Annotated in this window: 14 protein-coding genes and 3 tRNA genes; 1 reads left to right on the top strand and 16 read right to left on the bottom strand. The window is 68.1% G+C overall.

Annotated elements, in window-relative coordinates:
• Nucleotides 1-5: 5 nt before the first annotated feature.
• From der to C516_RS0104965, 6 genes are all read right to left on the bottom strand, one after another.
• Nucleotides 6-1433 carry a ribosome biogenesis GTPase Der gene (der, locus tag C516_RS0104990; RefSeq protein WP_018717262.1) on the bottom strand — a complete coding sequence of 476 codons (1428 nt, stop codon included), beginning with the start codon at nucleotides 1431-1433 and terminating at the stop codon, nucleotides 6-8.
• Between the two features lie 57 nt (nucleotides 1434-1490).
• Complete coding sequence (locus C516_RS0104985; RefSeq protein ID WP_018717261.1) at nucleotides 1491-3083, bottom strand: ABC transporter ATP-binding protein; 1593 nt, start codon at nucleotides 3081-3083, stop codon at nucleotides 1491-1493.
• Nucleotides 3076-4125: an ABC transporter permease gene (locus C516_RS0104980; RefSeq protein ID WP_018717260.1), complete on the bottom strand. Its 1050-nt coding sequence runs from the start codon at nucleotides 4123-4125 to the stop codon at nucleotides 3076-3078. The genes C516_RS0104985 and C516_RS0104980 overlap by 8 nt, the downstream gene beginning before the upstream one ends.
• A 69-nt stretch (nucleotides 4126-4194) precedes the next feature.
• Nucleotides 4195-5286 (bottom strand): microcin C ABC transporter permease YejB, encoded by a 1092-nt coding sequence (locus C516_RS0104975; RefSeq protein ID WP_018717259.1) that lies wholly within the window; start codon nucleotides 5284-5286, stop codon nucleotides 4195-4197.
• A 4-nt stretch (nucleotides 5287-5290) separates the two neighbouring features.
• The gene (locus C516_RS0104970; protein WP_018717258.1) at nucleotides 5291-5599 is read right to left on the bottom strand and encodes a hypothetical protein; all 309 of its coding nucleotides are present in this window, start codon (nucleotides 5597-5599) and stop codon (nucleotides 5291-5293) included.
• A gap of 31 nt (nucleotides 5600-5630) precedes the next feature.
• A complete protein-coding gene (locus C516_RS0104965; protein WP_018717257.1) occupies nucleotides 5631-7436 on the bottom strand; it encodes an extracellular solute-binding protein in 1806 nt (601 codons plus the stop codon).
• Between the two features lie 173 nt (nucleotides 7437-7609).
• Between C516_RS0104965 and C516_RS0104960 the strand changes: the two genes are divergently transcribed.
• Nucleotides 7610-8401 (top strand): enoyl-ACP reductase FabI, encoded by a 792-nt coding sequence (locus tag C516_RS0104960; protein ID WP_018717256.1) that lies wholly within the window; start codon nucleotides 7610-7612, stop codon nucleotides 8399-8401.
• Nucleotides 8402-8465: 64 nt separating this feature from the next.
• On the opposite strand, the gene C516_RS0104955 is transcribed toward C516_RS0104960, so the two are convergent.
• From C516_RS0104955 to C516_RS0104910, 10 genes are all read right to left on the bottom strand, one after another.
• Nucleotides 8466-10391, bottom strand: a complete 1926-nt coding sequence (locus tag C516_RS0104955) for a SurA N-terminal domain-containing protein (RefSeq protein ID WP_018717255.1) — start codon at nucleotides 10389-10391, stop codon at nucleotides 8466-8468.
• Nucleotides 10392-10511: 120 nt separating this feature from the next.
• Nucleotides 10512-10588, bottom strand: a tRNA-Asp gene (locus tag C516_RS0104950).
• A gap of 5 nt (nucleotides 10589-10593) precedes the next feature.
• A tRNA-Val gene (locus tag C516_RS0104945) sits at nucleotides 10594-10669 on the bottom strand.
• 13 nt (nucleotides 10670-10682) lie between these two features.
• Nucleotides 10683-10955, bottom strand: coding sequence for an HU family DNA-binding protein (locus C516_RS0104940; protein ID WP_018717254.1), 273 nt, complete (start codon nucleotides 10953-10955; stop codon nucleotides 10683-10685).
• 300 nt (nucleotides 10956-11255) lie between these two features.
• On the bottom strand, nucleotides 11256-13703 hold the full coding sequence (gene lon, locus C516_RS0104935) for an endopeptidase La (protein WP_018717253.1): 2448 nt from the start codon (nucleotides 13701-13703) through the stop codon (nucleotides 11256-11258).
• A 169-nt stretch (nucleotides 13704-13872) separates the two neighbouring features.
• Nucleotides 13873-15153: an ATP-dependent Clp protease ATP-binding subunit ClpX gene (gene clpX / locus C516_RS0104930; protein WP_018717252.1), complete on the bottom strand. Its 1281-nt coding sequence runs from the start codon at nucleotides 15151-15153 to the stop codon at nucleotides 13873-13875.
• A 181-nt stretch (nucleotides 15154-15334) separates the two neighbouring features.
• Complete coding sequence (gene clpP / locus C516_RS0104925; protein ID WP_040409254.1) at nucleotides 15335-15982, bottom strand: ATP-dependent Clp endopeptidase proteolytic subunit ClpP; 648 nt, start codon at nucleotides 15980-15982, stop codon at nucleotides 15335-15337.
• A 5-nt stretch (nucleotides 15983-15987) separates the two neighbouring features.
• Complete coding sequence (tig, locus tag C516_RS0104920) at nucleotides 15988-17307, bottom strand: trigger factor (protein WP_018717250.1); 1320 nt, start codon at nucleotides 17305-17307, stop codon at nucleotides 15988-15990.
• 52 nt (nucleotides 17308-17359) lie between these two features.
• A tRNA-Leu gene (locus tag C516_RS0104915) sits at nucleotides 17360-17447 on the bottom strand.
• Nucleotides 17448-17634: 187 nt separating this feature from the next.
• Entirely contained in the window at nucleotides 17635-19440 is a 1806-nt protein-coding gene (locus C516_RS0104910; RefSeq protein WP_026320953.1) for a hypothetical protein, read from the bottom strand.
• Between the last annotated feature and the right edge of the window lie 16 nt (nucleotides 19441-19456).

The raw sequence follows: 19456 nt of genomic DNA, 5'->3' as shown, positions 1-19456 counted from the left end.
CCCGGTCACCGCCCCTTGCCGCCGCGCTTGGACTTCTGGCGCTTGACGTGCTGCATCAGCCGCCGGCGGCGGGCGCGCTGGCGCGCGGACAGCGTGTTGGCCCGGTCGGCGTAGGGGTTGTCGCCGGTGCGGAACTCCAGGCGCAGCGGCGTGCCCCACAGGTCCAGCTCCCGGCGGAAGGTGTTGGAGAGGTAGCGCCGGTAGGCCTCCGGCAGTCGTGCGGTCTGGTTGCCGTGGATGACGATCACCGGCGGGTTGCGCCCGCCCTGGTGGGCATAGCGCAGCTTTACCCGACGCCCGCGCACCAGCGGCGGTGCGTGGGCGGCAGTGGCGTCGGTGAGGATCTGGTTGAGCCGCGGCGTCTCCAGCTCGGCCATGGCCGCGGCGTAGGCCTGACCGATGGTATCGTAGAGCAGCCCCACGCCGGTGCCATGGAGCGCGGAGATGAAGTGCACCCGCGCGAAGTCGAGGAAGCCGAGCTTCACGTCCAGCGAGCGCCGGACCTCATTGCGGTGGCCCTCTTCGAGGCCATCCCATTTGTTCACGGCCAGCACCAAGGCCCGGCCCGCCTCGAGCACGTGGCCGATCAGGTGGGCGTCCTGCTCGGAGACCAGCCCCTGGGCGTCGACCACCATCACCACCACGTGGGCCGCCTCGATGGCCTGGAGAGTCTTGACGATGCTGAACTTCTCCACCGCCTCGCGGACCCGGGCGCGACGCCGCACACCGGCGGTGTCGATGAGGGTGTAGGCCTGGCCGTCACGCTCGAAGGGGATGAAGATGCTGTCCCGCGTGGTGCCGGGCATGTCGTAGACCAGCACCCGGTCCTCGCCAAGGATGCGGTTGATGAGCGTGGACTTGCCCACGTTCGGGCGCCCGACCACGGCCACCCGGATGGCGTCCTGGGCCTCGTCCACCGGCGGGTGGTCGCCGGCGCCCTCGGCGGGCAGCGCCGCGAGCACCTCGTCCATCAGCGCGGGCACGCCGCGGCCATGGGCAGCGGCAATAGCACGGGGCTCACCGATCCCCAGGGCGTGGAAGTCCGTTACCGCCAGGCGGGGATCGACCCCGTCGGTCTTGTTCACCACCAGCCAGACCGTCTTGCCCGCCCGGCGCAGGGTGGCGGCCAGGGCCTCGTCCGCCCCGGTCAGCCCCGTGCGGCCGTCGACAAGCAGCAACACCGCGTCCGCCTCGGCGACCGCCTGGCGGGCCTGCCCCTGCATGCCCTGGTTGATGCCGGCCTCGTCCTCGCCCACGCCGCCGGTGTCGACGACGATATAGGCACGCCCGCCGACACGGCCCAGGCCGTACTGGCGGTCGCGGGTGAGCCCCGGGTAGTCGGCGACCAGGGCGTCGCGGCTCCGGGTGAGGTAGTTGAACAGGGTGGACTTGCCCACGTTGGGGCGGCCCACCAGGGCGATGACCGGGTCCATGGGGGTAGGTTTTCCGTCAGCGGGCCAAACGCGGCAAGGATATCAGAACGCGGCGACTCACGCGGGTCCCAGTGCCGCCTGGATAAGCCGCCGGGTGTAGGCCTCGCCGGGACGCTGGAACAGGGCCTCGGTCTCCGCCGACTCCACGACGGTGCCGTCCTTCATTACCAGGATGCGGTGGCTCATCGCCCGCACCACAGACAGGTCGTGGCTGATGAACAGGAACGCCAGTCCGTGCCGCACCTGGAGGTCGCGTAGCAGCGCGACCAGCTGCGACTGCACGGTACGGTCCAGCGCGGAGGTTGGCTCGTCGAGCACCATCAGGTCGGGCTTAAGGATCACCGCGCGGGCCAGCGCGACCCGCTGGCGCTGACCGCCGGAGAGCTCATGGGGGAAGCGCTCGGCCAGCTCCGGGGCGAGCCCCACCTCCTCCAGCGCGGCGGCGACCAGGCGCTCGCGCTCCGCATCGTCGCGGGCGAGGCGGTGCACGCTAAGGCCTTCGGCGACGATCTGTGCCACCGACAGCCGCGGGTTGAGGCTGCCATACGGGTCCTGGAAGACCACCTGCATGCGCCGGCGCAGCGACCGCAGGGCCCGGGGGCGGCGACGCGAGATGTCGTCACCGAGCAGCACCACCCGCCCGGTGGCGGGCTGCAGGCGCAGCAGCGCGAAAGCCAGGGTGGTCTTGCCCGAGCCGCTCTCACCGACGATGCCCAGGGTCTCGCCCCGGCGCACGGTGAGCGAGACACCGTCCACCGCGCGAACGTAATCCCGTGCCCGACGGAGCAGCCCGCCGCGGATGGGGAACCACACGCGCACGTCCTCGGCGGCGAGCACCGTCGGCGCACCGTCGGCCACTGGCTCCGGACGCCCTGAGGGCTCCGCGGCGAGCAACGCGCGCGTGTACTCGTGCCGGGGAGCCGCGAACACGGTGGCGGCGTGCCCCTGCTCCACGACCAGTCCGTCCTTCATCACGGCCACCCGGTCCGCCACGCGGCGCACGACGTTGAGGTCGTGGCTGATGAACAGCATCGCCATCCCGAGCCGGGCCTTGAGGTCGGCGAGCAGGTCGAGGATCTCCGCCTGGATGGTCACGTCCAGGGCCGTGGTGGGTTCGTCGGCGATGAGCAGTGCCGGGTCGTTGGCAAGCGCCATGGCGATCATCACACGCTGGCGCTGGCCGCCGGAGAGCTGGTGGGGATAGGCCCCCAGGCGGCGTTCGGGATCCGGCAGACGAACGAGCTCCAGCAGCTCCAGCACCCGCCTGCGCATGGCCGCACCGCGCAGTCCGCGGTGGATCGCAAGGTTCTCGCCGATCTGCTTCTCCACGGTGTGCAGCGGGTTCAGCGAGGTCATCGGTTCCTGGAAGATCATGCCGACCTCGCCGCCGCGCATCTGCCGCAGGCGCGCGTCGTCGGCCCCCAGGACGTCCCCGCCGCGGTAGCGTATGCGCCCCGCCGGGTGGCTGGCATGGGGGTACGGCAGCAGCCCGAGCACGGACATGGCGGTCACCGACTTGCCCGAGCCGCTCTCCCCCACCAGCGCGAGGGTCTCGCCGCCGCGAACCGTGAGGTCGACGCCGTGAACCACGACCTGCCGGCCGAAGGCAACCTGGAGTCCCTCGATGGCGAGCAGGGGGACGTCAGCCATCCATGCCCCCCTGCAGGGTCTTGCGCGGATCGAAGGCGTCCCGGGCGGCCTCGCCGATGAATACCAGCAGCGAGAGCATCACCGCCAGGGCGACGAACGCGGTGATCCCGAGCCACGGGGCCTGGAGGTTGGCCTTGCCCTGGGCCAGCAGCTCGCCCAGCGACGGCGCCCCGGGCGGCATGCCGAAGCCCAGGAAATCCAGTGACGTCAGCGCGGTGATCGCCCCGGTCATCACGAAGGGCACGAAGGTGATGGTGGCCACCATGGCGTTGGGTAGCACGTGCCGGGCGATGATCACCCCGTCGGAGACACCCAGCGCGCGGGCGGCCTTGACGTAGTCGAAGTTGCGCACGCGCAGGAACTCCGCGCGCACCACGCCGACCAGCTGGGTCCAGCTGAACAGCAGCAGGATCAGCAGCAGCCACCAGAAGCCGGGCTGTACGAAGCTGGAGAGGATGATGATGACGTACAGCGCCGGCAGCCCGGACCAGATCTCGATCGCTCGCTGGCCGAGGAGGTCCGTCCAGCCACCGAAGTAGCCCTGCACCGCGCCGGCGGCGACACCGATGACCGAGCTGGTCAGCGTCAGTAGCAGGCCGAACAGCACGGAGATGCGGAAGCCGTAGATCAGCCGGGCGGTGACGTCGCGGCCCTGATCATCGGTACCGAGCCAGTTGTCCGCGCTGGGCGGGGCCGGCGCCGGGACCGGCAGGTCGTAGTTGATGGTGTCGTAGCTGTAGGGAATAGGCGGCCACAGCATCCAGCCCTTGGCCTCGATCATCTCCTGCACCGCGGGGTCGCGGTAGTCCGCGGTGGTGGGCAGGAAGCCGCCGAAGGCGGTCTCCGGGTAATCCGCCACCACGGGGAAATACGCGGCACCGTCGTACCAGACGAACAGGGGCTGATCGTTGGCGATGACCTCGGCGAAGAGGGTCAGCACGAACAGCGTCGTGAACAGCCACAGCGAGTACCAGCCCCGGCGGTTGCGCCGGAACTGCTGCCAGCGCCGGCGGTTGATCGGGCTCAGACGCGGTCCGCGCATTCGCCCCCCGATGGGCGCGCCCCGCGGCCGCCCTGTGCGCTCCGGCATGCCTCGCGCCAGTGCATCCGTTCAGCCCTCCCGGGTCTCGAAGTCGATACGCGGGTCCACGAGGACGTAGGTGAGATCGCCGATCAGGTTAAGGATCAGGCCGAGCAGCGTGAAGATGAACAGGGTCCCGAACACCACCGGGTAGTCGCGATTCACCACCGACTGGAAGCCGAGCAGACCCAACCCGTCCAGCGAGAAGATCACCTCGATGAGCATCGCGCCGGTGAACAGGATGCTCACGAACGCCGCGGGCATTCCCGCGATAACCACCAGCATGGCGTTACGGAAGACGTGGCCGTAGAGCACCCGGCGTTCGCTCACCCCCTTGGCCCGGGCGGTGACGACGTACTGCTTGTGCACCTCCTCCATGAAGGAGTTCTTGGTGAGCATGGTCAGGCTCGCAAAGCCGCCTATGACCATGGAGATGACCGGCAGGGTGATGTGCCAGAAGTAGTCCGCGATGCGCGCGGGCCACGACAGTGCGGCCCAGTTCTCCGAGGTCAGTCCGCGCAGCGGGAACCAGTCGAGGTAGGTCCCGCCGGCGAATAGCACGATCAGCAGGATGGCGAACAGGAACCCCGGCACCGCGTAGCCGACGATCACCACGCCGGAGGTCCACACGTCGAAGCGGCTGCCGTCGCGCACCGCCTTGCGGATCCCCAGGGGGATGGAGACGAGATACACGATCAGCGTCGTCCACAACCCCAGCGAGATGGAGACCGGCAGCTTGTCGATGATCAGATCGAGCACGCTGCGGTCACGGTAGAAGCTCTCGCCGAAATCCAGCCGCAGGTAGTCGCCCACCATCTTGAGGAAGCGCTCGTAGGCCGGACGGTCGAAGCCGAACTGATGGCGCAGCTCCTCGATCAGCTCCGGCGGCAGCCCCTGCGCACCCCGGTAACCCGAGCCGGTGTCGCTGCCGTCCCCGCCACGGGTATCGCCGCTGCTGCCGGCGAACTGGCTGGTGCTCAGATCGGTGGTGCCGCGCACCTGCGCGGCGATCTGCTGCACCGGGCCACCCGGGGCGAACTGAACGATCACGAAGTTCAGCAGCAGGATCCCGAGCAGGGTCGGGATCATCAGCAGCAGGCGTCGCGCGATATAGGCGGGCATCCCCTCAGCCGGCTCCCCCCTCCGGCGGCGACGGCGCCGCCGGCACGTGAATACTGTTCAGCGCCTCCTCGAGCAGCGCGTCCACGTCGGGGGTCACGCCGCCCTCGCTGGCGCCGCTGACCTGGTCGCTGGTCAGCGCCACGCGTGCGGTCTTCTCCACACCCTCGATGAACAGGGTCTGCAGGTCGGCGTCGCCGCGCAGGCCCTCATCGCCGTTCCAGAACACCGAGAGCAGGGCCACGTTGGCCGCGTTGGCCCGCTCCCGGACCCGCTCGGTGATGCGTTCCGCGCCGTGCATCAGTGCGTCCGACATGCTCGCACCTCCTTGGTTCCCTGCCCGGCCGTCACTGCGACAGTGCCGCCGCCTTCTCCGGATTCACCCACCAGCTGTCCAGCGCCAGTCCGTAGGGCGGGTTCCTGGCGGGCTGGCCGAACTTGTCCCAGTAGACCAGCCGGAAACTGCCGGAGTACCAGTGGGGCACCACATAGAACCCCCACAGGAGCGCCCGGTCCAGCGCCCGCGTACGCGTGACCAGCGCCTCGCGGTCGGGCGCATGGATGACCTTGTCGATGAGCGCGTCGATCGCGGGGCTGCAAATGCCGGCATAGTTCTGACTGCCCGGCGTCTTCGCCGCCTCGCAGCCCCAGTAGGCACGCTGCTCGTTACCCGGAGAGAGCGACTGGGCGATGCGCTCGGCGATCATGTCGTACTCGAAGCGCTGGACCCGGTTCTGGTACTGGGTCGGATCCACCGTCCGCACGGTGGCGTCGATCCCCAGCCGCTCGAGGTTCTTCACGAAGGGCAGCGTGACCCGCTCCATCGAGGCGCTGTCGAGCAGGATCTCGAAGGACAGCGGCTTGCCGGTATCCTCGTTGACCATGCGCCCGTCGCGGATGGCGTAGCCGGCATCATTCAGCAGCGCCACCGCGCGGCGCAGGTTATCCCGCAGGCCGCCCTCGCCGGCGGTACTCGGCGGCGTGTAGGCCTTGCTGAACACACGCTCGGGAAGCTGGTCGCGCCATGGCTCCAGGAGCTTCAGCTCCGCCCCTGAGGGCTTGCCCCGTGCGGCCAGCTCGGAGTTCGCGAAATAGCTGTCCAGGCGCTTGTAGGCGCCGTAGAACAGATTGCGGTTGGTCCACTGGAAATCGAAGGCGTAGCCGATGGCCTCACGCACCCGGGGGTCCTGGAATACAGGCCGGCGCGTGTTGAAGAACCACCCCTGCACGCCGAAGGGCAGGTTATGGTCGATGGACTGCTTGACCAGCCGCCCTTCCTCCAGCGCGGGGATGTTGTAGGCGGTGGCCCAGTTCTTGGCCACGTTCTCGATGCGCATGTCGTAGGCCCCGCCCTTGAGCGCTTCCACCGCGACGGTGGCGTCGCGGTAGTAGTCGTAGCTGATGCGCTCGAAGTTGTAGCGCCCGCGGTTCACGGGCAGGTCCTTCGCCCAGTAGTCGTCCACGCGCTCATAGACGATACGCTTGCCGGGATCGACCTCGGCGATGCGGTACGGGCCGCTGCCTAGCGGCGGATCCAGCGTGGTCTTGTCAAAATCACGCTCCGCCCAGTAGTGCTTGGGCAGGATCGGGAGCTGACCGAGGATGAGCGGCAGCTCGCGGTTGTCTCCGCTGGCGAAATGGAAGGTCACCGTGTGCGCATCCTCCACGTCCACGCCGGTGACATCCTTGTAGTAGGAGCGGTACTGGGGATGCCCCTTCTCCTTGAGGATGCGGAAGCTGAAGGCCACGTCCTCGGCGGTGATGGGTTCGCCGTCGTGAAAGCGCGCCGCCTTGCGCAGGCGGTAACGCACCCAGGTGCGATCCGGGGCGATCTCGATGTCCTTCGCCACCAGCCCGTACTCGGTAAACGGCTCGTCCAGCGAGCGCACGGTCAGGGTGTCGTAGGTCCGGGTGAGGTCCGCCGCCGGATTACCCTTGAGGATGAAGGGGTTGAGGCTGTCGAAGGTCGCGGCGACGGTGTTCGCCAGCCGCAGCGTGCCGCCCTTGGGGGCATCCGGGTTGACGTAATCGAAATGCTCGAATCCGGACGGATACTTGGGGCTGCCGTACATGGCCACGGCATGCGCGGCCATCGCGGCCGGTGCGGCAGCGAGCACGAGTACGCCGGCACACAGCTTCGCCAGGACCTTCATCGGCGAGGACTCCTCACGGACACATTGCCGGGCATAGTAGCACTCCATCACGAGGCGCCAACACTCGCCCCACCCCGCGGCCGCCACGCTCGTGTACCATTCCCCTGCGGGACCCCGGCCGCCGGCGCGGCCGGGGTGGGCTATCACTTCAGACAGAGACTAGGGACGAGCCGATGGGTTTTCTCGATGGCAAGAAGGCACTGATCGTCGGCGTGGCGAGCAACCGCTCCATCGCCTGGGGGGTTGCCGAGGCCATGGCCGAGCAGGGTGCGGAAATCGCGCTGACCTACCAGAACGACAAGCTCAAGCCGCGGGTCGAGCAGTGTGCGCAGGCGTGTGGCAGCAGTATCGTGCTGCCGCTGGACGTCAGCCGTGACGAGGATATCGAGGCGGTGTTCGCCGAGCTCGAGCGCCAGTGGGACGGCCTGGACATCGTGGTCCACGCGGTGGGCTACGCGCCCCGCGAGGAGCTCGAGGGCTCGTTCGTGGACAACACCACCCGCGAGGGCTTCCGCACCGCCCAGGACATCTCCGCCTACAGCTTCGTGGCGCTGGCCAGGCGGGCACGGCCCATGATGAAGGGCCGCCAGGGCAGCCTGCTGACCCTGACCTACCTCGGCGGTGAACGCGCCCTGCCGAACTACAACGTCATGGGGCCGGCCAAGGCGGCGCTGGAGGCGTCGGTGCGCTATATGGCCTACGACCTCGGCCCGGAGGGTACGCGGGTGAACGCCATCTCCGCCGGCCCCATCCGCACCCTGGCGGCCTCGGGGATCGGCAACTTCCGCAAGATGCTGGACTACAACGCCCAGGCGGCACCGCTGCGGCGCAACGTCACCCCGGAGGACGTGGGCAAGGCGGGGGCGTTCCTGTGCTCCGACCTCGCCTCCGGCATTACCGGCGAGGTGGTCCACGTGGATGCGGGCTTCCACGCCGTGGCACTGTCCGGCGCCGAGTTCGAGTAAGGCATACCCAGCGCGGTGCCGGAACCCCGGCGCCGCGCTGGACGGCCGGCAGTGAGTCCCCGGCCTAGAGGCGGTCCTCGTAGATGGTGACGTCCGTCTCGGCGCGCAACGCCTCGACCAGGGCCGAACCGACACTGGCCGCATCGAGCTGCCCCAGACGCTGACGCAGCTGCTCGCGCTGCGCATCGGGCACGTCATCCAGGCTGCCGTCACGCACACCGCTCAGCAGGACCACCGCGTAGTCGCCGTCCGCCAGGCTGACCCCGGCACGAGTCGTCCCGCCGTCCCCGGGATGGGCCATACGGAAGAGCCGGTCGGTAACCGCACGCGGTAGCCCGCCGCCACCGTCACGGCCGACCCAGCCGAACGCCTTGTAGTCGACACCGCCACCACCGGCAGCGAGGTCCTCCGCCGTGGTGCCGTCGGCGAGCTTGTTCTCCAGCGCCTCGCCGCGCTCGCGGGCGAGGGTCGCGGTGTGCTCCGAGACGAAACGCTCACGCACCTGATCGCGGACCTCATCGAACGGCAGCGTGGTCGCGGGACGCTGATCGGCGATACGCACGACCACCGAGCGATTGTCGCCGAGCTTGATGAGCTCGCTGTTCATCCCGTCATCCAGGACGGTCCTGGAGAAGGCGGCCTCCATCACCGACTGGTTGGAGGCAATGCCCTCGCCGCCGCCCTGACGCGAGACCCAGTCCGTGGTCTGCACCGGCACCCCGGCCGCCTCGGCGGCGGGCTCGAGACCCTGCGGGTTCTCGTAGGCGACGTTGGCGAACTCGTTGCGTACCTCGACGTAACGCTGCTCGGCCTTCTCCGCCGCAAGCTCCTGGCGCAGGGTGTCACGAACGGCCTCGAAGGGCTGCACTTCGCGGTCACGCACCTCGGCGGCGCGGATCAGGTGCCAGCCGAAATCGGTGCGCACCGGCTCGCTGACCGCCCCCTCCTCCAGGGAGAACGCCGCCTTCGCCATCGGCTCGGAGAGGTCGCCCCGGGAGACCCAGCCCAGGGCGCCGCCGTCATCCGCGGAGCCGGCGTCGTCCGAATATTCCTGTGCCGCCGCCGCGAAATCGATGTCGCCGTCGACGATCCGCGTGCGCACATCCTCCAGGCGCTTGCGCGCGGCCTCGACCTCCTCGTCGGCGGCATCGTCCGGCACCTGGATGAGGATATGCTGCACCCGGCGCGCGCCCCCCTGGGTAAAGCGGGTATCACGCAGGGATTCGTAGCGCTTGCGCACCGCCTCGTCGCTGACCTCGACGCTGGAGGCGAGCTTGTCACGGGAGAGCTCCACGTAGGCGAGCCGGACCTGCTGCGGCCGCTGCCAGGCATCGGCGTGCGCGTCGTAATACTCGCGCAGGGCGTCCTCGCCGGCGTCCACCTCGCCGTTGAACGCGGCGGCATCGACCCGCAGCCAGGCCGCATCGCGCTGCTGGCGCTGCAGGGCGACGAAACGGGCGAGCTGGACGTCGGTGACGATCACCGAGCCGGTGACCCCCTGGCGGAGCTGCCCGGTGGCCCCCTGCTGACGCAGCTGGGCCTCGTACTGCTCCGGGGTCATGCCGTTCTGGCGGAGCACCGCCTGGTAGCGCTCCTGGGAGAACTCGCCGTTGGCCTGGAATGCCTGCTGAGAGCGGATCCGGGCGCGCAGGGCGGCATTGGTGAGGCGGAAACCATGCTCCCGCGCATAGCTGTCGAGCACCGTGGAATCGATCAGGTTGTCCAGGGCGCGGCGCCGGAGGACGCCGTCGCCGAACATGGACGGATCGTACTGGTCGCCAAGCATCTGCTGCAGACGCCGGCGCTGCTGCTGGACCGCTCGGTCGAGCTGCTGCGAGGTGATCTCGTGGCCCGCGACCTCGGCGACCGGCGGATTGCTCCCGCCGGTGAAGTAGTTATAGACGCCGAACAGCGCGAAGGGGACGATCAGGACCGCCACGATAACGTAGGCGATCCAGCCCCTGGTATTGTCACGAATAGCCTGAAGCATCGTCACCAACCATGCCGACTGGGGTTATACACGTCCCCCGGGAGACAACCCGTGTTTTCCGGGGTTCCGGACAGCAAAAAGGCGCCGCGCGGGCGCCTTTCTGGAGTGCTGGGAAATCGGTGGCGGAGCGGACGGGACTCGAACCCGCGACCTCCGGCGTGACAGGCCGGCATTCTAACCAGCTGAACTACCGCTCCGTTTTTGGTGGGTGGTGAGGGGTTCGAACCCCCGACATTCGCCTTGTAAGGGCGACGCTCTCCCAGCTGAGCTAACCACCCCAACTGAGACTGGCTAGTTTACCGCATCCTTGAGCGCTTTACCAGCCTTGAAGCCGGGAACCTTGGACGCGGGGATGTTGATGGTCTCACCGGTGCGCGGATTGCGCCCGCTACGCGCGGCACGCTCGCGCACCGTAAAGGTGCCGAAGCCCACCAGCGTGACCTGATCCCCCTCGCGAAGCGCGTCGGCGACGGAGTCGACGAAGGCATCAACGGCACGAGTGGCCGCCGCCTTGGAAATGTCTGCAGACTGCGCGACCGCTTCGATCAACTCGGACTTATTCATCAGAACGATTCCCCTTGGTGTTCTTTTATGGACCAACCCATTGCCCGCGACTTCGGCTGGTGCCGGCCGCGTCGGCAAAGCACCGCGGCGTAAGCCTTCCCGCATCCTAGCGTCACCAACGGAGACGCACAACACTGGGGGCGCGGACCGCTGGGACGTCCTGTTCCTATCCACCGCGTTCTATCCACAAAGGGGATACCCCGCATGGGGCAACGGGAGGATAACCGTCCCGCCGTTCACCGGCGGGACGATTTATAGCAATGCCCCCGAAGAGTGTCAACGCCAGAGCGGACGCGGCACTCAGTGCGTACGGGCGCTCTCGCGCTTGCGACGCCCCTTGCGCGGGGTCTCGGCCTCGCCGGTCTCCGGCTCCGCCTTGTCGGCGGGCTCCGGCCGGCGGATGAGGGCCACGTCCAGGACCTCGTCGATCCAGCGTACCGGCCGGATATCGAGCTTGCCCTTGATATCCTTGTTGATCTCGGCGAGATCCTTGCGGTTCTCCTCCGGGATCAGCACCGTCTTGATACCCCCACGCAGGGCCGCGAGGAGCTTCTCCTTGAGCCCGCCGATGGGCAGCACCTCACCGCGCAGGGTGATCTCGCCGGTCATGGCCACGTCCGCACGCACCGGGATGCTCGTGAGGGCCGAGACCAGCGCCGTGCACATGCCGATACCGGCGCTGGGACCATCCTTGGGGATGGCGCCCTCGGGCACGTGGACGTGGATGTCGCGGTTCTGATGGAACTCCGGGTCCACGCCCAGGGCCTCGGCACGGCTGCGGACCACCGTGCGTGCCGCCTCGATGGACTCGCGCATGACCTCGCCGAGCTGACCGGTGTTGGTCAGCCTGCCCTTGCCGGGGACCACCGCCGACTCGATGGTGAGCAGCTCGCCGCCCACCTCGGTCCATGCCAGGCCGGTCACACGCCCGATCTGGTCACCCTCCTCGGCCACACCGTAACGGTAGCGCCGCACGCCGAGGTAGCGATCGATATTCTGGGTGGTGACCCGCACGGTCTCGGTCTTGCCTTTCTTCTTGGCCCCGGTGACCACCTCGCGGACGACCTTGCGCGCGATCTTGGCGACCTCGCGCTCGAGGTTACGCACGCCCGCCTCGCGGGTGTAGTAGCGCACGATGTCGCGCACCGCATTGGCGCTGATGTCCAGCTCCCCCTTGCGCAGGCCGTTGGCCTTGATCTGCTTGGGGACGAGATAGCGCTCGGCGATGTTGATCTTCTCCTCCTCGGTGTAGCCCGGCAGCCGGATGACCTCCATGCGGTCCAGCAGCGGCGCCGGGATATTCATGGTGTTCGCGGTGCACACGAACATCACGTCCGAGAGGTCGAAGTCCACCTCCAGGTAGTGATCGTTGAAGGTGGTGTTCTGCTCCGGGTCGAGGACCTCGAGCAGCGCCGAGGCCGGGTCGCCACGGAAGTCCATCGCCATCTTGTCCACCTCGTCGAGGAGGAACAGCGGATTGCGGTTACCCACCTTGGAGAGCTTCTGCATGATCTTGCCGGGCAGCGCACCGATGTAGGTCCGGCGATGGCCGCGGATCTCCGCCTCGTCGCGCACGCCGCCAAGGGACATGCGCACGAACTTGCGGTTGACCGAGCGGGCAATGGACTGCCCCAGCGAGGTCTTGCCGACACCGGGCGGGCCCACCAGGCAGAGGATCGGGCCCTTGAGCTTGCGCACGCGCTTCTGCACGGCGAGATACTCGAGGATGCGCTCCTTCACCTTCTCCAGACCGTAGTGGTCCGTGTCGAGGATGTGCTGCGCGCGCTCGAGGTCGTGGCGCACGCGGGTGCGCTTTTTCCACGGCACGCTCACCATCCACTCGAGATAGTTGCGCACCACCGTCGCCTCCGCGGACATCGGCGACATGAGCTTGAGCTTGTTGAGCTCCTGGTCCGCCTTCTCGCGTGCCTCCTGCGGCATGCCGGAGTCGGCGATCTTGTTCTCGAGGTCCTCGACCTCGTTGGGCACGTCCTCGAGTTCGCCCAGCTCCTTCTGAATGGCCTTCATCTGCTCATTCAGGTAATACTCGCGCTGGGACTTCTCCATCTGCTGCTTGACGCGCCCACGGATGCGCTTCTCGACCTGGAGGATGTCGAGCTCGCCCTCGATCAGCGCCATCAGGTGCTCGAGGCGCGCACGCACGTCCTCGATCTCGAGGGTGCGCTGTTTCTCCTCGATGGACAGCGACATGTGCGCGGCGACGGTGTCCGCCAGCCGCCCGGGCTCGTCGATGCCCTGCAGCGAGGAGAGGATCTCCGGCGGCACCTTCTTGTTGAGCTTGACGTACTGCTCGAACAGCGACATCAGCGAGCGCATCATCACGTCGAGCTCGCGGTCGCCCTCGCCGGTGATCTCCGGGATCTCCTCGGCGTTGGCGGCAAAGTAGTCGGCGTCCTCCACAAGTGCGGAGAAGCGCGCCCGCTGGCTGCCCTCGACCAGCACCTTCACGGTGCCGTCGGGGAGCTTGAGCATCTGCAGGATGTTGGCGATGGTGCCGATGCCGTAGAGGTCGTCCGGCCCCGGCTCGTCGACCTCCGCACTCTTCTGGGCGACCAGGAAGATACGGCGTTCGCCTTCCATCGCCGCCTCCAGGGCGCGAATGGACTTGTCCCGCCCGACAAACAGCGGGATGACCATATGCGGGTACACCACCACGTCGCGCAGCGGCAGGACCGGCATGCGCCCGGTGACCGGGGTGTTGCGCTCGGCGCTCGATTCGGTGGACATAGGATTCTGGCCCTCGTGCCTGTGCCCGCGACCGCCGCAAGCGCGGCGATCGCGACGATTCGGATGTGGGGGATATGGAGCCGGGCGACTACGCTTTCAACATACGCTCGAAGGCCCGGAACACCCTGCGGGTGCCCGGGCCCGGTTCGGCTCCCCCGGAGCGGGGCGCTCAGTCGGAGGCGGCGGCGGGTTGCTGCTCGGAGCCCTCGTAGATGACGTACGGCCGGGTCTCGCCCCGGATCACCGCGTCGTCAATCACCACCTTGCTGACGTTCTCCATACTCGGGAGATCGTACATGGTGTCGAGCAGCACGTGCTCGATGAGGGTGCGCAGCCCGCGGGCACCGGTCTTGCGCGCGATGGCCTTGCGCGCCACCTCGACGAGGGCCTCGTCGCGGAACTCCAGCTCCACGCCCTCCATGTCGAAGAGCTTGCCGAACTGCTTGACCAGCGCGTTCTTGGGCTCACGCAGAATCCGCACCAGCGCCTGCTCGTCGAGCTCGGCGAGGGTTGCGACCACGGGCATGCGGCCGACGAACTCCGGGATGAGCCCGTAGTTGACCAGGTCCTCCGGCTCCACGTCGCGGAGGGTGTCACCCGTGCTCTTGCGCTCGCTGTTGGCCTTGATGTCGGCGGAAAAGCCGATGCCGCCCTTCTCCGAGCGCTGCTGGATGACCTTTTCCAGCCCCGCGAAGGCACCACCGCAGATGAACAGGATATTGGCGGTGTTGACCTGCAGGAACTCCTGCTGCGGGTGCTTGCGCCCGCCCTGCGGGGGCACGGACGCGGTCGTCCCCTCGATGAGCTTGAGCAGCGCCTGCTGCACACCCTCGCCGGAGACGTCCCGGGTGATGGACGGGTTATCCGCCTTGCGCGAGATCTTGTCGATCTCGTCGATGTAGACGATGCCCTGCTGCGCCTTCTCGACGTCGTAGTCGCACTTCTGCAGCAGCTTCTGGATGATGTTCTCCACGTCCTCGCCGACGTAGCCCGCCTCCGTGAGCGTGGTCGCGTCGGCGATGGTGAAGGGCACGTCCAGCAGCCGCGCCAGGGTCTCCGCGAGCAGGGTCTTGCCCGAGCCGGTGGGGCCGATGAGCAGGATGTTGCTCTTGGAGAGCTCCACGTCGCTCTTGGACTGGCCCGCCTCCATGCGCTTGTAGTGGTTGTAGACGGCAACCGCCAGCACCTTCTTGGCCGGCTCCTGGCCGATCACGTACTCGTCCAGGACCTCCTTGATCTCCTGCGGCTTCGGCAGCCGGCTGCCGGCCCCCGCCGCCTTCTCCTCCATCTCTTCACGAATGATGTCGTTGCACAGCTCGACGCACTCGTCGCAGACGAAAACGGATGGGCCTGCAATCAGCTTGCGCACCTCGTGCTGGCTCTTGCCGCAGAAGGAGCAGTACAGCAGCTTGCCGTTGTCGTCGCCCCTGCCGTTCTCTCTGTCAGTCATTGGTCACCCTCGAACATGGGAGAAGCATTTGCTGAAACCTTGCCTGCATTTTGGCAGGCACGCAAGTACACGCCGACGGCCGCACGGCGGCCTTTCCGGCGCCTTCCAGGGCTGGAGATGGGGGGCGGGGAAGGCAGGTTCAATCCCCGCCCCGGCGATTGTCGCCGGGGCGGGCCGCGGGTCACTCGGTGGCGCCGGCGATGCTGGAGCGGTCCTTGAGCGCGGCGTCGATCAGGCCATACTCCTGGGCCGTTTCCGGATCCATGAAGTTGTCGCGCTCGGTGTCACGCTGGATCGTCTCCATGTCCTGGCCGGTGTGATAGGCAAGGATGCGGTTGAGACGCTCCCGGGTGGAGAGGATCTCACGGGCGTGGATGTCCACGTCCGTGGCCTGGCCCTGGAAGCCACCGAGGGGCTGATGGATCATCACCCGCGAGTTCGGCAGCGCATAACGCTTGCCCGCGGCACCCGCGGCCAGCAGCAGCGAGCCCATGCTCGCGGCCTGGCCGATGCACACGGTGCTCACATCCGGCTTGACGAACTGCATAGTGTCGTAGATTGCCAGACCGGCGGTGACCACGCCGCCGGGACTGTTGATGTAGAGGTGGATATCCTTGTCCGGGTTCTCGGACTCCAGGAACAGCAGCTGCGCGATAAGCAGGTTGGCCTGGTAGTCCTCGACCGGGCCGACCAGGAAGATCACCCGCTCCTTGAGCAACCGCGAGTAGATATCGTAGGCGCGCTCGCCCCGGGCGGTCTGCTCGACCACCATGGGCACGAGCCCGGTGTTCTCGATCTCGCTGCGGATCTGGCCCTCGCGCTCGCTCATCATCATCACTCTCCGGCGGTCTCGTCAGTGGCACGGCCCAGCAGCACGTCAAGGCTCATGGGCTTGTCCGTGATCTGGGCGCGCTCGGCGATCCAGTCAACCACCTGATCCTCCATCACCTGCACCTGCAGGCTCTCCATGAGCTGCTGGTTCTGCATGTAGGCCTGGATCACCTGGTCCGGCTGGCCGTAGCTGCTGGCGATGTCCTGCAGCGCCTGCTGGAGTCGGTTGCGGTCCAGCTCGATCTCGTTGGCGCGCACCACCTCGTTGACCAGCAGGCCGAGCGCGACGCGGCGACGGGCCTCGTCCTCGAACTGGGAGGCCGGCAGGTCCGGCTCCTCGCCCTCGGCACCGTACTGCTGCATGCGCTGCTTGGTCTGCTCGCGCAGCTGCTCGATCTCGCGATCGATGAGCACCTGGGGCAGGTCGATGGGGTTGCGCTCGAGCAGCCCATCCATCACCTGCTCCTTGACCCGGGCGCGCACCGCCTGGTCACGCTCGCGCTCGAGGTTCTCGCGCACGCGCTCGCGCAGCTCCTCGAGACCGTTCTCCATGCCCAGGGCCTTGGCGAACTCGTCGTCGACCTCCGGCAGGTCCGGGGCCTCCACCGTCTTGACGCGGACCTCGAAGGTCGCGGTCTTGCCGGCGATGGTCTCGTCCGGGAACTGCTCGGGGAAGGTGTACTCGATGCGCGTCTCGTCACCGGCCTTCACGTCCACGAGCTCGGCCTCGAACTCCGAGGGCATCTGACCGGAGCCGAGCTGCACCGGCACGTCCTCGCCGCTGTTGCCCTCGAACTCCTCGCCGTCCACGGTGCCGTGGAAGTCGATGGTGACACGGTCACCTTCGTCGGCGGGACGATCCACCTCGCTGTAATCCGCCTGCTGGTGACGCAGACGCTCGATCAGCGCGTCGATGTCCGCATCGCCGATATCCGCGGCGGGGCGCTCGACAGCGACCTCCTCGATCCCCTGGACCTCGACGCTGGGCAGCACCTCGAAGGAAGCCTGGTACTCGAGGTCCTTGCCGGCATCGGTCTGTACCGGCTCGATCTCCGGCGCGGCGGCCGGACGCAGGCCTTCCTGCTCCAGCGCCTCGCTGTAGGTGCTCTGCACCACCTCGTTGAGGACCTCGCCACGGACCTGCTCGCCATAGCGCTGCTGCACCACCTTGAGCGGCACCTTGCCCGGGCGGAAACCGTTCATGCGCACACGCCCGCGCAGGTCCTTCAGCCGGCTCTCGACCTCGCTGTCCACGCGCTCGGAGGGCACCTGCACGCGAATGCGCCGGCCCAGGCCCTCCGTCGTCTCCACGGATACTTGCATCGACTACCACCTCTTGCGCGAACGCCGTGTCCGCGCCTCACGATTCAATGTCTGGTGCGAAAGGCGAGACTCGAACTCGCACGGGGGATTACCCCACTGGGACCTAAACCCAGCGCGTCTACCAATTCCGCCACTTTCGCAGTGTCCGGCGGATTATACAATCCGCGGCGAACCGCGCTAAACGGCCCGCCCACGCGCCGGGCGAGAGACGGTGCGTGGCCTGCAGCCACGCGGTGGACACAGTGCACGCACCGCAAGCGCGCGTATCCTAAACCATCGCGGGGACACACGCGAGCGCCCCAGCCCGGGCGGTGGCGGACACGGCAGTCAGCGCGGGCAGCCGACCGACTCGGCGAGGGTCAGGGCCGCCGGGTCGACACCATCACGCCGGCGACGCAGCGACCAGTCGCCGCCGCCGTCGTCACCGACCCAGCCCCAGCGCCCGGAACGGAAGTCGCCGTTCTTCGAGAGGAAGCGAAAATCGAACCAGCCGGTGCGTGCACCGTTGGTGAAGCGGCCGACGAAGCCACTGCCGTCCCACATACCGGCGAGGATCCCCTTGTCGCCGTAGTCACCGACCACGAACAGGTCCCGCGCATACAGGCCCACCGGCCCGTAATCGCTGGTGTAACGTCCGTCAAAGACGTCACGGCCGAGGGACTGGGTATGCGTGGTCCCGCCGTCGCGGGTGAAGTTGCGCAGGCGCGCAGGGGCATCGCCGGTGCGCCTGCCGGTCCAGTTGCCCTGCAGGTCCTTGCCGTGCCAGGCCCACTGACCGCGGAAACGGCCATCGCCGGCACGGGTAAAGCGGAAGATCCCGTTACGCCCGCCGTTGGTGAACACGCCCGCGGCGCACCCCCCGGAGACGCGACCGACCATTACGCCCTTGTCGGCGTAGTCGCCGACCACGAAGGGCCCGGCGCGGTGCAGCCGTAGCTCACCGAAGTCGGTGGACCAGCGCCCGGCGAAGGCGTCCGGATCGGCGCCACCGCCATTCCCGGCACCACTGCCTTTGTTGACGACCCCGTTGGGTAGCTCGACGCCGCTGTCAAGGCCGGGATTCCCGGCGAGCTTGCCGACAGTGCCGTTACCGCCCTGCCCGCCGGCCGAAGCATTCCGGTTGCCGCCGGCTTTGTCACGCGTGTTGCCACCGCGGTCACGACCCGCCGTGTCCACGGCGCGCGTCCGGCCATCCACGTAGACCCGCGCGGCCGCCGGATTATCGAGGCTCACCGAGCGCACGTCGCCGTATACGCGGAAGCCGTCCGCGCCGCTGGAGACGCTCCCCTCCGCCCGACGGCCACGGGCCGTGTCGTTCGAATCGATGCTGACGCGCCGGCCCGCGACGCGGCCGTCCACCGGCTGGACGAAGCGGCCGGCGACCAGACGGTAGCCGGTGCGCCCGGCGGCGGCACCGCCGTCGATCACCACCGTATGGTCCGGCGCGCTCTCCTTGGCGGAGACACGGTACTTCATCGCCTTCACCGCGCTCTTGCCCTGCAGTGCGACAGTGACGATGTACCCGCGTACGCCGGTGAGACGGCGGTGCCAGGTCCGGCCCTGGTTGCCGCGGCCACGGTCGATGGTGAAGCTCCAGAGCTTCTCGCCGTCGACGAGCCCGTCATCGCCGGGCGGGGCGAAGCGGCAGACCGTGACCTCCGTTCGACCCTTGTTGCGGCGCTCATCGCGCTTGCCCAGGGAGAGGTCGAGCATGAAGGCGCCCACCGGCGCCGGCGTGATGTACATGCGGCTGCCCGGGCCACGGATGGTGCCCTCGTAGGACGCCCCGAGAACCATTTTGCGCGGGCCTATGGTGCCCCAGCCGTTGCGGTTCATGCGGTTCCAGGCCGCAATCATGCCCTTGGTTGCCCGGTCGGCTGCCTCGCTCTTGCCAAGGCAGCCGGCGTAGATCGCCGCGGAGGCCGGCAGGGAGACACCGCCGGTTGCGACCGCGGCGCCGGCAGTACCGACGGCACAGCCAACCGCCTTGGCGACCTGGTCGTAACGGTCCCACAGGTCGGCAGCGGCCTTGGCGGGGGTCCGGCAGTTGCCGGCGTGGACGACGGACATACCCGCCAGAAGACCGGCGAGCACAGCGGTGGCGGCGGCGAACAGGCGTTTGCTGGTGTTCATCGCGGCTCTCCTCATG

This window comes from Arhodomonas aquaeolei DSM 8974 (assembly GCF_000374645.1).
Lineage (GTDB): Bacteria > Pseudomonadota > Gammaproteobacteria > Nitrococcales > Nitrococcaceae > Arhodomonas > Arhodomonas aquaeolei.
The sequence above is the reverse complement of the archived record's forward strand: the minus strand, read 5'-3'. Positions and strand labels throughout refer to the sequence as shown.